The organism is Streptomyces musisoli (genome assembly GCF_016741855.1).
Lineage (GTDB): Bacteria > Actinomycetota > Actinomycetes > Streptomycetales > Streptomycetaceae > Streptomyces > Streptomyces musisoli.
This window is the reverse complement of sequence record NZ_JAERRH010000012.1, coordinates 14,798-29,267: the sequence shown is the minus strand read 5'-3', so window position 1 is coordinate 29,267 and position 14,470 is coordinate 14,798. Positions and strand designations below refer to the sequence as shown.

Here is a 14,470-nt window from a genome sequence, read left to right as displayed (position 1 = left end):
AGATACAAATGAGTGCCGCACCGCTCAGGTGCTGCTATTCAGTTGTTCTTTCCGACCAGTGCGTAGGTCTGCGTCGCGATCTCCAGTTCTTCATCCGTCGGCACCACGGCCACCGCCACCCGGGCGGACTCCGGCGAAATCAGCCGCGGCTCGCCGCCGCGCACGGCGTTGCGCTCCGGGTCGACCGCCGGCCCCAGGCCCTCCAGGCCCGCGATCGCCGCCTCCCGCACGGCAGCCGCGTTCTCGCCGACCCCGGCGGTGAAGGCGACCGCGTCCACCGTGCCGAGCACCGCGAAATAGGCGCCGATGTACTTCTTGATCCGGTGAATGTAAATGTCGAACGCGAGAGCGGCCTCTTCGTCGCCCTCGTCGATCCGGCGGCGGATCTCCCGCATGTCGTTGTCCCCGCACAGACCGAACAGGCCGCTCCTCTTGTTGAGGAGAGTGTCGATCTCGTCCATGGACATTCCGCCGACCCGCGCCAAATGGAAGATGACGGCCGGGTCCAGATCACCGGAGCGCGTACCCATCACGAGCCCCTCCAAAGGCGTCAGCCCCATGGAGGTGTCCACGCACCGGCCCTTCTCCACCGCGGACGCGGAGGCGCCGTTGCCCAGGTGCAGCACGATCACGTTGACCTCGGACGGGTCCTTGCCCAGCAGCCGCGCGGTCTCCCGGGACACGTAGGCGTGCGAGGTGCCGTGGAAGCCGTAGCGGCGGATCCGGTGGCGGTCGGCGATCTTCGGGTCGATGGCGTAGCGCGCCGCCGGCTCCGGCATCGTCGTGTGGAACGCCGTGTCGAAGACGGCGACCTGGGGCAGGTCGGGGCGGAGCGCCTGCGCGGTGCGGATACCGGTGAGGTTGGCCGGGTTGTGCAGCGGGGCGACCGGGATCAGCCGCTCGATCTCGGCGAGCACCTCGTCGTCGATCACCGTGGGCTCGGTGAAGAACATGCCGCCGTGCACCACCCGGTGCCCGATCGCGGCCAGTTCGGGGGAGTCCAGGCCGAGGCCGTCCCGGCCCAGCTCCTCGGCGACCGCCTTGAGGGCCGCGTCGTGGTCGGCGATCGGCGCGCTGTGCTCACGGGTGTCGCCGGAGGCCAGGCAGGTGTGCTTGAGCCGGGAGGTCTGCTCGCCGATGCGCTCGACCAGGCCCACCGCGAGACGGCTGCTGTCGCGCATGTCCAGCAGCTGGTACTTCACCGACGAGGAACCGGAGTTGAGGACGAGGACACGGGTGGGGGTGGTCACTGCTGGGACGCCTTCTCGCTCGGGTTCTGGGCCTGGATCGCCGTGATGGCGACGGTGGAGACGATGTCCTGGACGAGTGCGCCCCGGGACAGGTCGTTGACCGGTTTGCGCAGCCCCTGAAGGACGGGGCCGACGGCGATCGCGCCGGCCGAGCGCTGCACGGCCTTGTAGGTGTTGTTGCCGGTGTTGAGGTCGGGGAAGATCAGCACGCTGGCCTGCCCGGCGACGTCGGACTCCGGCAGCTTGGTCGCCGCGATGGACGGCTCGACGGCGGCGTCGTACTGGATCGGGCCCTCGATCTTCAGGTCGGGCCGGCGCGAGCGCGCGAGTTCGGTGGCCTCGCGCACCTTGTCGACGTCGGCGCCCGACCCGGACGTGCCCGTCGAGTACGACAGCATCGCGATCCGCGGCTCCACGCCGAACTGCGCGGCCGTGCCCGCCGACTGGATGGCGATGTCCGCCAGCTGCTCGGCGTTCGGGGCCGGGTTGACCGCGCAGTCACCGTAGACCAGCACCTTGTCGGCCAGGCACATGAAGAACACCGACGAGACGATCGAGGACTCCGGCTTGGTCTTGATGATCTCGAAGGCGGGGCGGATGGTGGCCGCCGTGGAGTGCACCGAGCCGGACACCATGCCGTCGGCCAGGCCCTCCTGGACCATCAGGGTGCCGAAGTAGTTCACATCCGACACGACGTCGTAGGCCAGCTCGACCGTGACGCCCTTGTGGGCGCGCAGCCGCGCGTACTTCTCGGCGAAGGCGTCGCGCAGCTCGGAGGTGGCCGGGTCGATCAACCGGGTGTCTCCGAGGTCGATGCCGAGGTCGGCGGCCTTCTTGCGGATCAGGTCCTCGGGACCGAGCAGCGTCAGGTCGCACACGCCCCGGCGCAGCAGCACCTCCGCCGCGTGCAGCACCCGCTCCTCGGTGCCCTCCGGGAGCACCACCCGCCGCTTGTCGGATCGGGCCTGCTCGAGCAGCTTGTGCTCGAACATCATCGGGGTGATGCGGTCGCTGCTCGGCGCCGAGACCCGGCGGGCCAGTTCGGCGGTGTCGGCGTACCGCTCGAACAGGCCGAGCGCGGTCTCCGCCTTGCGCGGGGTGGCCGCGGTCATCTTCCCCTCCAGGGAGAAGAGCCGCTCGGCGGTGGGGAAGCTGTTGCCGGCCACGGACAGCACCGGGGTGCCCGGCGCCAGGCGGGCGGCGAGGGTGAGGATCTCTTCGCGCGGCACCTCGTTCAGGGTCAGCAGCACGCCGGCTATCGGCGGGGTGCCGGCGCTGTGCGCGGCCAGCGAGCCGACGACCAGGTCGGCGCGGTCGCCCGGGGTCACGACCAGGCAGCCCGGGGTCAGGGCGCCCAGCAGGTTGGGCAGCATGGCGCCGCCGAAGACGAAGTCCAGCGCGTCCCGGGCGAGGCCGGAGTCGTCGCCGAGCAGCACCCTGGCCTCCAGGGCGTGCCCGATCTGGGAGACCGTCGGCGCGGACAGCGCGGGGTCGTCCGGCACGACGTAGCAGGGCACCGGCAGCCGGTCCGCGAGCCGCCCGGCGATCTCGTCGCGGTCCTGCTGGGCCACCCGGTTGGTGACCATGGCCAGCACGTCGCAGCCGAGCCCGTCGTACGCGCGGTAGGCGTTGCGGGTCTCGGCCAGCACCGACTCGGCGGTCTGCTTGCGGCCGCCGACCACCGGGATCACCGAGGCGCCGAACTCGTTGGCGAGCCGGGCGTTCAGGGACAGCTCGTCCGGCAGCTGGGTGTCGGCGAAGTCGGTGCCGAGGACCAGGACGACGTCATAGTCGCGGGCCACCAGGTGGAAGCGGTCGACGAGGGTGGAGACCAGCTCGTCGGTGCCCTGCTCGGCCTGGAGCGCGGACGCCTCGTGGTAGTCCATGCCGTAGACGGTCGCCGGGTCCTGGGAGAGGCGGTACCGGGAGCGCAGCAGCTCGAACATCCGGTCCGGCCGGTCGTGCACGAGCGGCCGGAACACCCCCACCCGGTCGACCTGCCGGGTCAGGAGTTCCATGACCCCCAGCTCCACGACCTGGCGGCCGTCCCCCCGGTCGATCCCGGTCACGTACACGCTGCGCGTCACGTGTCCACTCCGTTCCTCATATCGATCGGTCGCGTCTGTCGCGTCGTCGGCATAAAAATCGCTCACCGAGGTGAGCCGAACCCTCTTGACAATACCCCCGCCGCCGGATAAGGCGCCCGTCAAGACTTCACCGGTCCGGCGGACGTGAAAGAATCGGCACTGGCTCACCGGCACCGACAGCGAGCAGGAGACACAGCACGATGCGCATCGGAGTTCTCACCGCAGGCGGCGACTGCCCCGGCCTGAACGCCGTGATCCGCTCGGTCGTGCACCGGGCGGTGGCGCAGTACGGCGACGAGGTCATCGGCTTCGAGGACGGCTACCGAGGTCTGCTCGACCGTCACTACCGCGCGCTCGACCTGGACGCGGTCAGCGGCATCCTGGCCCGCGGCGGCACCATCCTCGGCTCCTCCCGCCTGGAACGGGACCGGCTGCGGGAGGCCTGTGAGGGGGCCGCCGACATGGTCGAGGAGTTCGGCATCGACGCGCTGATCCCGATCGGCGGCGAGGGCACCCTGACCGCGGCCCGCATGCTCTCCGACGCCGGCCTCCCGGTGGTCGGCGTGCCCAAGACGATCGACAACGACATCTCCTCCACCGACCGCACCTTCGGCTTCGACACGGCCGTCGGCGTGGCCACCGAGGCGATGGACCGGCTGAAGACCACCGCCGAGTCACACCAGCGCGTGATGGTCGTGGAGGTCATGGGCCGGCACGCCGGCTGGATCGCCCTGGAGTCCGGCATGGCCGCCGGCGCCCACGGCATCTGTCTGCCCGAGCGGCCCTTCGACCCCGCCGACCTGGTCAAGATGGTCGAGGAGCGCTTCGCCCGCGGCAAGAAGTTCGCCGTCGTCTGCGTCGCCGAGGGCGCCCACCCCGCCGACGGCACCATGGACTACGGCAAGGGCGAGATCGACCAGTACGGCCACGAGCGCTTCCAGGGCATCGGCACCGCCCTCGCCTACGAGCTGGAGCGGCGCCTGGGCACGGAGGCCAAGCCGGTCATCCTCGGTCACGTCCAGCGCGGTGGTGTACCCACCGCCTACGACCGCGTCCTCGCCACCCGCTTCGGCTGGCACGCGGTCGAGGCCGCGCACCGCGAGGAGTTCGGCCGGATGACCGCGCTGCGCGGCACCGACATCGTGATGGTGCCCCTCGCCGAGGCGGTCACCGAGCTGAAGACGGTGCCGAAGGACCGGATGGACGAGGCCGAGTCGGTCTTCTGAGCCGTACGGCTCCCGGACCGCCGCCACCACCCCGGGGCGGCGGTCAGCCCGGCCTGCTCTCGACGGACGTCCAGAAGTTCTCGACGATCCCGTCCAGGAACTGCTGCCCCGACTCGCTCGCGCTCCTGCTGCCGCCGCCCCAGCTGAGGGTGGCCGCCATGTGCCCCTGGTAGTCCTGGTGCAGCGCCTGGAGAACGTCCTCCACGACGCCCTTGTCCAAAGGGGCGAGCTTCATCACCGGGCGCACATAGGCCTGCCAGCGGGTGGTCACCGCGCTGTGCAGCAGATCGGCGAGCTTGGCCTCCCGTCCGGTGACGGCGACGAAGTCGGGCAGGGCGAGGTCCAGGGTCTGCGCGAGCGCGGCCGACTGCCGCTCGTTGCCTCGCCACTGCCCGCTCTCCTCCGCCCGCAGATACGCGCGCAGCTCCATGCCGACGGCGTGCGCGACGTCCTCCGGCGCGACGGCCCGGGCGATGCGGTGCTCGCGCAGGGTCTGCGGCCGGCCGATGAGCTCGCCCGGAGAACACCACAACACGCCTGCCAGCGCGGTGAGTTCGGGACTGCTGGGCGTGACCGTGCCGCGTTCCCAGGCGACCACGAGGTCGGGGGTGACATACGGCATCCCGTACGAGGCACGCATCCCGTAGGCGACGTGCTCGGGCCCCATGCCCAGCGCGGCGCGGAGCCTGCGGGCGGCCGGGGCGTTGAACGGGGGAGTCGGAGGGTTCGGTTGGGCTGAGTGGCGCACCCGGCACAAGGTAGGGGTGCGCGGGGGTGCTGACTACGGTCGGTTCCACCGAGATAACGGATCGTAGGAACGTACGGGGTGATCGCATGCAGTGACCTGACACTCGGTGTCACCCCTTGTGACCTGGCGTTACCTCTCGTTACCCCTTCACCGCCCCGCCCAGCGCGAACCCGCCGCCCAGTCTCCGTGCCACCAGAACATACAAAAGGATCACCGGCGTCGAATAGATCACGGAGAACGCGGCGAGCTGGCCGTACGCCACCATGCCCCGGTTGCCGAAGAAGTCGTTGACGCTTACCGAGGCCGGCATCCGGTCCGGGCTGAGCAGCAGCATGAACGGGACGAAGAAGTTCCCCCACATCATCACGAACGAGAACACGGTCACGACGGCGAGCCCGGGACCCATCAGCGGCAGCACGATCCGGGCCAGGGACTGGAGCGCCGAGGCCCCGTCCGTCCAGGCCGCCTCCTCCAGCTCCCGGGGGACGCCGTCCATGAAGTTCTTCATCAGCCAGATGGCGAACGGCAACTGGGAGGCGGTGAAGAAGAAGACGGTGCCCTGAAGGGTGTCGATCAGGTTCACCCGGACGAACAGCGCGTACACCGGCACCATGATCGCGGTGATGGGCAGGCTCGTCGCGAACAGGATCGTCAGCAGGAACGGCCGGTTCAGCCGGGACCGGAACCGGGAGAGCGGATACGCGGCGAGGGCGGCGCAGACGACGGTCAGCGCCGTGGCGCCCCCGCACAGGACCAGGCTGTTCAGCAGCGGGGTGTAGGTGATCTCCGGGGTCAGGATCGCGTCGAAGTTGTCCAGGGTGAGTCCGTCCGGGACCCTGACCCGTAGGCCGGCGTGCGGATCCACGGCCGACAGCAGCACCCAGGCGAGGGGCAGCGCGAACGCGGCGGCCACGGCGAGCAGCGAGACGTCGGCGGCGAGCCGCCGGGAGGCGCGCTTGCGGGGCATCAGACCTCCGTCCGCAGCAGCCGCAGATGGACGACGGAGAACAGGGAGCCGACGAGCAGCAGGAGCAGGGCGACCGCGGTGCCGTACCCGATCATGCTGTTCTGGAAGGCCTGCTCGTACATGAACAGCGGCAGCGTCTGGCTCCGGTCCCCGGGCCCGCCCCGGGTCATCACCCAGATCAGCCCGAAGACGGAGAGCGTCTGGAGGGTGTTGAGCATGAGGTTGGTGCCGATGGAGCGGCGGATCATCGGCAGCGTGATGTGCCACAGCCGCCGCCACCCGCCGGCCCCGTCCACCTCGGCGGCCTCCGTGATCTCGGCCGGGATCTCGTCGAGGGCCGCGGAGTAGACGAGCATCGAGAACGCCGTACCGCGCCAGACGTTCGCGAAGGACACGGCCAGGATCGGCAGCGTGAACAGCCAGTTCTGCCGGGGCAGATGCAGCCAGTCCAGGATGGCGTTCAAGGTGCCCTCGCGCCGGAAGAACGCGTACAGCAGGAACCCGGCGACGACCTCAGGCAGCACCCACGCGGTGACGACGACCCCGCCGGTGAGGGTGCGCACGGGCTTCGACGCCCGCTTCATCAGCGCGGCCAGGGCGAGCCCCAGGGTGTTCTGCCCGACGAGCGAGGACAGCACGGTGAACACGAGGGTCAGCCACACCGCGTTCAGGAACGCGTCGTCCCGGAAGGCCCGGCGGAAGTTGGCGAGGCCGACGAAGGAGGAGTGCGCCTGCCCGGTCAGCTGGAGGTCGGTGAAGGCGATGTAGACGCAGTAGGCGATCGGGCCGGCGAGGAAGAGGAGCAGGAGGACGACGGCGGGGCCGAGGGGCAGGGCTCCGGCGATCCGGTACCGGTGCCTCACCTCTCGACCACTCGGCCGCCGGTGACGTCCTCGAGCGTCGCGTCGTACGCGCTCACCGCCTCCGCCACGGACCGGTCGCCGGTGGTCACGCTCTCCATGGCCTCCTGGACGGCGGTGGACACCTTCGGGTACGCCGGGTACGTGGGCCGGTAGTGGGTGCCGGCCACCAGGCCGGTGAAGAACGCGATGCCGGGCTGGGCGCCGGCGTAGGCCGGGTCGGCGGCGACGTCCTCGCGCACGGCGATACCGGAGTTGGCGATGTACCACTTGCGGGCGTTGTCCTTCGTCTGCATCGTCCTGATGAAGTCGAAGGCGAGGCCGGGGTTGGCCGCCTTGGCCGGGATGGACCAGGTCCAGCCGCCGGACATGCTCACCTTGCCCGGCGCCTGCCCGTGCTGGGTGGGCATGTACGCGAGCCCCAGTCGCCGGGACCAGTCCGGCCACTCGTGCCCGCTGCCCGGCAGCCATGCCTGCGGCAGCCAGGAGCCGTCGAGGTCGATGCCGAGTCTGCCCTGGGGGAGCAGCTCACCGTTGACGGTGGTGGCGAAGTTGGGGTCGAGGGCGTCGGAGACGTCGGGGCCGAGCTTCTCCCTGTAGACGGTCTCCACGAAGGAGAGGGCGTCCCGGAAGCCCTGCCCGGCCGTGAACCACTTCTTCGCCGAGCTGTCGTAGAGCGGATCGGAGGAGCCGTCGCCCGTGCCGTACAGGAGCATCTCGAACCCCTGCATCGTGGACCGTTCACCCGCCGCTTTGCCGGTGTAGACGTTGAGCGGCGTGACACCGGGGACCTTCTCCTTGATGGTCCGCGCGGCGGCGAGCACGTCGTCCCAGGTCTTCGGCTGCCAGTGCGCGGGCAGCCCGGCCTTCTCGAAGACGCGCCTGTCGTACCAGAGTCCACGGGTGTCGGTCCCGTCCGGAACCCCGTACGTCTTCCCGTCCTCGCCCTTCGCGGCGGCCTTCGCGGTGTCGGCGAACCGGCGCCAGTCCGGCCACTTGGCGAGGTACGGGTCGAGCGGCTTCAAGTAGCCGCTGGTGATGTCGGAGTTGATGAGGAAGGTGTCCTCGTAGACCAGGTCCGGCGCGGTCCGCGGCGACCGCAGCATCTGCTGGAGTTTGGTGTAGTACTCCGAGTCCGGGGCCTTGATGGGCACGAACTCCACCTTCTTGCCGGGGTGGTTCTCCTCGAACTGCTTCTTCATGCCGGCGAGGTAGGTGTCCATCACTTTGACGGAGTTGTCGGTGGACTGCTTGTAGGACACCTTGACCGTGTCCGGGCTGCTGCCTGAGCCGCCGCACGCGGTGAGGGCGGTGGCGGCGAGGGCGGCGGCGAGGAGGGGGGTGAGGGCGGCGGTGGGGCGCACGGGCATGACCTCCTGAGCACACGTGGGGGTGGCGCGGAGATTGCTGCCGTGAAGGTAAGAGCGGTGGTCCGGTCGGGTCAATGCGTCTGCGCGGGATCGAGCCGCCGCCGCTTCCCGGGGAACGGCGGCCCGGGAATTGGCCGGTGGAGCGTGCCGCCGCTACCGGTCGCGGACCTGTTTTCCGATGACGGGTCCGTAGTAGGTCCCGCCCCGGAAGTCGATGTGGTCGCCGCCGTACCGGGCCGGGGATCCCTCACCGGAGTCCGCGGGCCCGGTGTGCCGGGGCTGGTGCTTGCGCAGCATGGCGACCGTCACCGCCGCGGCCCGCGCGGCCGCCCGCTCCTGCGAGCCGCCGGCGTCCGCCCTGCGCTTGTGCCGGTCGGCCCGGTCGCTGACGCCCCGGACGACAAGGGCGTCCAGCCGGCCGCTCAGGTGCGCCGCGTGGGCGGCCCCCGAACCCTCCATCTCGATGGCCCCGGCGTCGTTGTAGTGCTCCTCGATGTGCCGGGCGATGTCCGATCCGGCGTCGGCCAGCACGACGTCACCGGTCGCTATCGGCGCGAAGTGCACCCGGACCCCCGGCAGGTCACGGGCCGCGGAACGGGCGGCCTGCTCCAGCGCGTGGGAGCCCGGCAGGGCCCTGGGGCGGACCTTGAAACCGTCGTGGGCCTGCTTGCCGCCGTGGATCTCGTAGACCTGGGTGCCGACCACGACGTCGCCGATCGCGATGTCGTCCTTCAGGCTCCCCGCGACACCCACGAAGAGGACGGCCTCGGGGTGCAGCCAGTCGATGAGCTGGGTCGTCAGCGCCGCGGCCCGCTCCGCGCCCACCCCCAGCTCGCTCATCGCCACGTACCAGGGACTGTCCGGCAGCCGGCCGATCTCGGCGCGGGTCCCTTTGGGATGCACGTGTTCCTCCCGTTCGGGGACGTGCGCCCGCACGGCGGTGTACTCCACGGGCAGGGCGGTCAGGACCAGAACTGTGGGCTTCGTCTCCGGCACACTCGTAAGGTACTGCCTGGGGAAGGGGACGAAGTGCCGGAACGAGACGTGACCATGGGGCAGTTGCTGCTCACCGAGTACCAGACCGTCAAGGACGAGCAGAAGACACGGATCGGATTCCGGGACAATCTGCTCTACGTGACCTTGACCGTCGTCGCGGCCGTCATCGCCGCCGCGGCGCAGGCCGAGCAGACGGCGATGCTGCTCGCGCTGCCGCCGGTGTGCGTCGTGCTCGGCTGGACGTACCTCGTCAACGACCAGAAGATCTCGGCGATCGGGGCGTACGTGCGGGGGGAGCTGGGCCCCCGGCTGGCCGCGACGGCCCAGGCCCAGGGCGACGAGGTCTTCCGGTGGGAGACCGCCCACCGCACGGACACCCGGCGGGTGTCCCGGAAGGTCGTGCAGTGCGTCGTGGACCTGCTGGCCTTCTGCGTCGTGCCGTTGAGCGCGCTCGTCGTGTACTGGGCGGGCGGTGACGTGCCGGCCGGGCTGACGGTCGTGTCCGTGCTGGAGGCGGTCGCGGTCGCGGGGCTGGGCGTGTGCATCGTGCAGTACGCCGTGCCGTTCCGGACGGGGGGTGCGAACGGGTGAGCGATCACGTCGACTTCGGGGACGGGACGTTCTACGGGCAGGTCGTCGGCAAGGCGGAGTACCGGCAGCAGGCGCCGGCGCCGACGGCGTTGGACGCCCTGCCGCCGCGGGCGGCCGGCTTCACCGGCCGTGACGAGGAACTGGGACGGCTGCGGGCCGCGCTGGACCCTTCGGGCTCCGGCACCGAGCAGGCCGTCCTCGTCACCGCGGTCTCCGGACTCGGCGGCATCGGCAAGACGGCCCTGGCCGTGCAGGCGGCGTACGCGGCGCGGGAGGCGGGGTGGTTCCCCGGCGGGGTGCTGTTCGTGAACCTGCACGGGTACGACGACGTGCCCGTCACCGCCGACCAGGCACTCCAGTCCCTGCTGCGGGCGCTGGGCGTGGAACCGGAGCACATCCCGGCGACGGCGGACGAGCGGGCGGGGCTGTACCGGTCGGAGCTGGCGGAGCGGGAGGCGGTGCTGATCCTCGCCGACAACGCGTCGTCGCCGGAGCAGGTGCGGCCCCTGCTGCCGGGCGGCGCACGGCACCGGGTGCTGGTCACCTCGCGCGACCGGTTAGCCCAACTGGGCGCGCGGCTGCTGCCGTTGGACCAGCTGACGCCCGAGGCGGCGTACGAGCTCCTCGACCGCGCCCTGCGGATCGCCGAACCGGACGACGGCCGGATCGCGGCCGAACGGGAGGCGGCGGCGCGGCTGGCGGAGTTGTGCGGATACCTCCCGCTGGCCCTGCAGATCGGGGTGGCCTTGCTGGCGGAGGATCCCGGCAAGTCGGTCGCGGAACTCGCCGGCGAACTGGGCACGTCGTACGACCGGCTCGCCGCGCTCGACGACGGCGACCGCAGTGTGCGGGCCACGTTCGACCTCTCGTACCGGCGGCTCCCGGACGATCAGGCACGTCTGCTGCGCCTGCTCGCCGGTGCGCCGGGGCCGGAGGTGAGCGAGGAGGTGGCCGCCGTGCTGGCCGGGGTGGAGGAGGCTCCGCTACGGGACCTCAGGGCCCTGGCACGCGCGCATCTGGTGGAGCGGGGGAACAGCCGAGGGTGTTGGCGCATGCATGACCTGGTGCGGGCGTTCGGGGCAGCTGTCGCGGCCGGGGACGCGGAGGCTCGGCAGCGGTTGCTCGCGCACTACTACCGGTGGGCGGACGCGGCCGATGACCGGTTGATGTGGTTTCCGGGGGAGCCGGAGCCGGAGCGCTTCGCGACGCGGGCCGACGCGCTGGCCTGGCTGGACCGGGAGCGCGCGGGGCTGGTGGCCGCTGCGCAATGGGGGCGGGAGCAGCGGTACGCGGACATGGCTGTGAGGCTGGCCCTGTGTCTGCCCCACTACCTCGAATGGCGGCGGCAGCTGGACGACTTGGTGACGGTCAGCAGAGCCGCTCAGGAGGCTGCGCACAGCGCCGGATACCGGGAAGGTCAGGCCATGGCCTGGAACAATCTCGGACTTGCCCTGCGGCAGTCGGGCGACGCGGGGGCGGCCGTCGACGCCCACATCCGTTCCCGCGAGCTGTATCAGGACTTGGGGAAGCGGGCCGGTGAGGCACAGGTGTGGAACAACCTCGGCAGCGCCCTGGTGGAGGCGGGCCGGGTCGAGGAGGCCATCGACGCCTACCTTCACGCACACGAGCTGCTTCACGACATTGGTGACCGGGCCGGTGAGGCACAGCTGTGGAACAACCTCGGTAACGCTCTGCTGAAGGCGGACCGCATCGTGGACGCACGGGACATCTTCGTCCGCTCGTGCGACCTGTACCAGGTTCTCGGCGACCGCAACGGCGCGGCGGCGGCCTGGAACAACCTCGGCATCGCCCTGTCGGAGCTGGGGCAGACGGACGACGCCACGACGGCGTACGGCAAGGCTCTGGCGATCCGGGAGGAGTTCGAGGACTGGTACAAAGCCGGGCAGACCATGGAGAACCTGGCCCTCATCTACAGGAGGACCCACCGCCCCGCCGAAGCCCGTGCCCACTACCTCCGGGCCGCAGACGCCTACACCCGAGGCAATGCCCCGCAGGAGGCGGCCGGGGCCCTGGCCTGTGCCGCCTTCCTCACCGCCCCTGAGGAGCCCACCGATACACCAGCTCAGGCCTCCCCACCTGCCCGTACAGCGGACTCCGCCCTGCCCTCCCCGCATCCACCAGATGCTCCAGGTACCGCCGTGCGGTGATCCGCGAGATCCCCACGGCCTCGGCCACCCCCGCCGCCGTGAGCCCCTCCGCGGCCGCCTCCCGCAGAGCGGACGTCACCCGTTCCAGCGTCGGCCCGCTCAGGCCCTTCGGCAGCGCGGCCGGCGACGGCGCCCGCAGGACCGCCAGCGCCCGGTCCACCTCGTCCTGGCCGCTCGCCTCGCCGACCGCCGCGTGGAACTCGGCGTACCGGACCAGCCGGTCGCGGAGCGTCGCGAACGTGAACGGCTTCAGGACGTACTGCACGACCCCCAGCGAGACGCCCTCCCGCACCACCGCCAGGTCCCGCGCCGAGGTCACCGCTATCACGTCCGCGTGATGCCCGGCCGCCCGCAGGGACCGTGCCAGCTGGAGCCCGTGCACATCCGGCAGATGGAGATCCAGCAGGAGCAGGTCCACGGCCGTACGGTCCAGGAAGCGCCGTGCCTCCGCGCCGGTGTGTGCCTTGCCGACCGCGACGAACCCGGGCACCCGGCCGACGTACATCACGTGCGCGTCGGCGGCCACCGGGTCGTCCTCGACGACGAGGACGCGGATGGGCTGCTGCTCGTCCGTCATCTGCCGCCGCCTTGGGCCGTGTGCAACGGCAACCGCACCTCGAACACCGCTCCGCCCTCGCCATCCTCGCCGGACTCCACCACCGTCAGCGTGCCCTCGTGGCGGTTCACCGCCTGCCGGACCAGGGCCAGCCCGAGTCCCCGTCCGCCGGGCCCGGCCGGCTTCGTGGAGAACCCCCGCTGGAATACCAGGTCGGTGTGGGCGGGGTCGACCCCGGGGCCGGTGTCGGACACACGCAGCACCAGTTCGGCGGCCGAGGCGTACGCCGTCACCGTCACCCGTGCCCCCACCGTCCCCTGCGCCGCGTCCACCGCGTTGTCGATCAGGTTGCCGAGGATCGTGACCAGGTCCCGCGTCGACAGTTCGGGCGGGAGCAGGCCGTCGTCCAGGCGGCTGTCCGGTGAGACCACCAGTTCCACGCCCCGCTCGTTCGCCTGGGCGGTCTTGCCCAGCAGCAGGGCGGCCAGCACCGGCTCGCTCACCGCCGCCACCACCTGGTCGGTGAGGGCCTGGGCCAGCTCCAGTTCGGCCGTGGCGAACTCCACCGCCTCCTCGGCCCGGCCCAGCTCGATCAGCGACACGACGGTGTGGAGCCGGTTGGCGGCCTCGTGCGCCTGCGAACGCAACGCCTGGGTGAAGCCGCGCTCCGAGTCCAACTCGCCCATCAGGGACTGGAGTTCGGTCACATCGCGCAGGGTGACGACCGTTCCGCGCCGCTCGCCGCCCGACACGGGGGACGTGTTCACCACCAGCACCCGGGACGCCGTCAGGTGCACCTCGTCCACCCGCGGCTCCGAGGACAGCAGGGCCCCGGTCAGCGGGGCCGGCAGGCCGAGCCCGGCCACCGAGCGCCCCACCACGTCCTCCTCCGGGCCGACCGCGAGCAGCTCCCGGCCCCCGTCGTTGATCAGCGCCACCCGGTACTGGCCGTCCAGCATCAGCAGCCCTTCCCGGACGGCGTGCAGTGCCGCCTGGTGGTAGTCGTGCATCCGGCTCAGCTCGCCGGCGTTCATGCCGTGGGTGTGGCGGCGCAGCCGCGCGTTGACCACGTAGGTGCCGACCGCGCCCAGCAGCAGTGTGCCCCCGGCCACGCCGAGCAGGGCCGTGACCTGGTCCTGGAGCCGGGCGCTGATCGTCTCCACCTTGATGCCGGCGCTCACCAGCCCGACGATCCGGCCGTCGTCCCTGATCGGGGTCACCGCGCGGACGGACGCGCCGAGCGTGCCGGTGTAGGTCTCGGTGAAGGTCCGGCCGCGCTGGGCGGCGCCGATGTTGCCGAGGAAGGGCTTGCCGATCTGCTTCCGGTCGGGGTGGGTCCAGCGGATGCCGGACGGGTTCATGATCGTGACGAAGTCGACGTTCGCGTCCCGGGTGACCTGGAGGGCGTACGGCTCCAGCAGGGCCGTGGGGTCCGCGGTGCGGATCGCCGCACGGACCGAGGGGGAGTCGGCGATCGAGCGGGCCACCGCCGTGGCCTGCCGGGCGGCGGAGTCCTCGGCCTGATGACGGTCGCTGACGTAGGTGAACAGCGCGTACCCGGCCACGACCAGCGCGATCAGCACGGCCTGCACGGCGAACAGCTGGCCGGCCAGGCTGCGGGGCCTCGGTAGGGCGGGTAGGCGCATGCCAG

Annotated in this window: 12 protein-coding genes; 3 read left to right on the top strand and 9 right to left on the bottom strand. The window is 71.3% G+C overall.

Features of this window, described 5'->3' with window-relative positions; all coding sequences use genetic code 11:
• Nucleotides 1–38 precede the first annotated feature (38 nt).
• Nucleotides 39–1,250 carry an acetate kinase gene (locus JK361_RS27345; protein WP_201822703.1) on the bottom strand — a complete coding sequence of 404 codons (1,212 nt, stop codon included), beginning with the start codon at nucleotides 1,248–1,250 and terminating at the stop codon, nucleotides 39–41.
• Nucleotides 1,247–3,337, bottom strand: coding sequence for a phosphate acetyltransferase (gene pta / locus JK361_RS27340; protein ID WP_201822702.1), 2,091 nt, complete (start codon nucleotides 3,335–3,337; stop codon nucleotides 1,247–1,249). Before pta ends, JK361_RS27345 begins: the two co-directional genes overlap by 4 nt.
• 200 nt (nucleotides 3,338–3,537) lie before the next feature.
• On the opposite strand from pta, the gene JK361_RS27335 reads away from it, so the two are divergent.
• A complete protein-coding gene (locus JK361_RS27335; protein WP_201822701.1) occupies nucleotides 3,538–4,563 on the top strand; it encodes an ATP-dependent 6-phosphofructokinase in 1,026 nt (341 codons plus the stop codon).
• A gap of 43 nt (nucleotides 4,564–4,606) precedes the next feature.
• On the opposite strand, the gene JK361_RS27330 is transcribed toward JK361_RS27335, so the two are convergent.
• The 5 genes from JK361_RS27330 to JK361_RS27310 all read right to left on the bottom strand — a co-directional run bounded on the left by JK361_RS27330 (nucleotide 4,607) and on the right by JK361_RS27310 (nucleotide 9,504).
• A complete protein-coding gene (locus JK361_RS27330; protein WP_372448741.1) occupies nucleotides 4,607–5,320 on the bottom strand; it encodes an XRE family transcriptional regulator in 714 nt (237 codons plus the stop codon).
• Between the two features lie 130 nt (nucleotides 5,321–5,450).
• Nucleotides 5,451–6,278: a carbohydrate ABC transporter permease gene (locus JK361_RS27325; protein WP_201822697.1), complete on the bottom strand. Its 828-nt coding sequence runs from the start codon at nucleotides 6,276–6,278 to the stop codon at nucleotides 5,451–5,453.
• Entirely contained in the window at nucleotides 6,278–7,141 is an 864-nt protein-coding gene (locus tag JK361_RS27320; RefSeq protein WP_201822695.1) for a carbohydrate ABC transporter permease, read from the bottom strand. Before JK361_RS27320 ends, JK361_RS27325 begins: the two co-directional genes overlap by 1 nt.
• Nucleotides 7,138–8,508, bottom strand: coding sequence for an extracellular solute-binding protein (locus JK361_RS27315; protein WP_201822693.1), 1,371 nt, complete (start codon nucleotides 8,506–8,508; stop codon nucleotides 7,138–7,140). The genes JK361_RS27320 and JK361_RS27315 overlap by 4 nt, the downstream gene beginning before the upstream one ends.
• Before the next feature lie 153 nt (nucleotides 8,509–8,661).
• Nucleotides 8,662–9,504: a 5'-methylthioadenosine/S-adenosylhomocysteine nucleosidase family protein gene (locus tag JK361_RS27310; RefSeq protein WP_201822685.1), complete on the bottom strand. Its 843-nt coding sequence runs from the start codon at nucleotides 9,502–9,504 to the stop codon at nucleotides 8,662–8,664.
• Nucleotides 9,505–9,537: 33 nt separating this feature from the next.
• Here JK361_RS27310 and JK361_RS27305 point away from each other — a divergent pair, with 33 nt between their 5' ends.
• Both JK361_RS27305 and JK361_RS27300 read left to right on the top strand, forming a co-directional pair.
• On the top strand, nucleotides 9,538–10,095 hold the full coding sequence (locus JK361_RS27305) for a hypothetical protein (protein WP_201822683.1): 558 nt from the start codon (nucleotides 9,538–9,540) through the stop codon (nucleotides 10,093–10,095).
• Entirely contained in the window at nucleotides 10,092–12,263 is a 2,172-nt protein-coding gene (locus tag JK361_RS27300; RefSeq protein ID WP_201822681.1) for a tetratricopeptide repeat protein, read from the top strand. The genes JK361_RS27305 and JK361_RS27300 overlap by 4 nt, the downstream gene beginning before the upstream one ends.
• On the opposite strand, the gene JK361_RS27295 is transcribed toward JK361_RS27300, so the two are convergent.
• Together JK361_RS27295 and JK361_RS27290 are read right to left on the bottom strand one after the other, a co-directional pair.
• Nucleotides 12,145–12,840 (bottom strand): response regulator, encoded by a 696-nt coding sequence (locus tag JK361_RS27295; RefSeq protein WP_201822679.1) that lies wholly within the window; start codon nucleotides 12,838–12,840, stop codon nucleotides 12,145–12,147. The two genes, JK361_RS27300 and JK361_RS27295, sit on opposite strands and share 119 nt — an antisense overlap.
• Nucleotides 12,837–14,465 (bottom strand): sensor histidine kinase, encoded by a 1,629-nt coding sequence (locus JK361_RS27290; RefSeq protein WP_201822677.1) that lies wholly within the window; start codon nucleotides 14,463–14,465, stop codon nucleotides 12,837–12,839. The genes JK361_RS27295 and JK361_RS27290 overlap by 4 nt, the downstream gene beginning before the upstream one ends.
• Nucleotides 14,466–14,470: the final 5 nt, after the last annotated feature.

Excerpts from the sequence above, each read along its gene's own strand:
- JK361_RS27290 (WP_201822677.1), bottom strand. The coding sequence starts at position 14,465 with ATGCGCCTACCCGCCCTACCGAGGCCCCGCAGCCTGGCCGGCCAGCTG.
- JK361_RS27295 (WP_201822679.1), bottom strand. The coding sequence starts at position 12,840 with ATGACGGACGAGCAGCAGCCCATCCGCGTCCTCGTCGTCGAGGACGAC.
- JK361_RS27325 (WP_201822697.1), bottom strand. The coding sequence starts at position 6,278 with ATGCCCCGCAAGCGCGCCTCCCGGCGGCTCGCCGCCGACGTCTCGCTG.
- JK361_RS27315 (WP_201822693.1), bottom strand. The coding sequence starts at position 8,508 with ATGCCCGTGCGCCCCACCGCCGCCCTCACCCCCCTCCTCGCCGCCGCC.
- JK361_RS27335 (WP_201822701.1), top strand. The coding sequence starts at position 3,538 with ATGCGCATCGGAGTTCTCACCGCAGGCGGCGACTGCCCCGGCCTGAAC.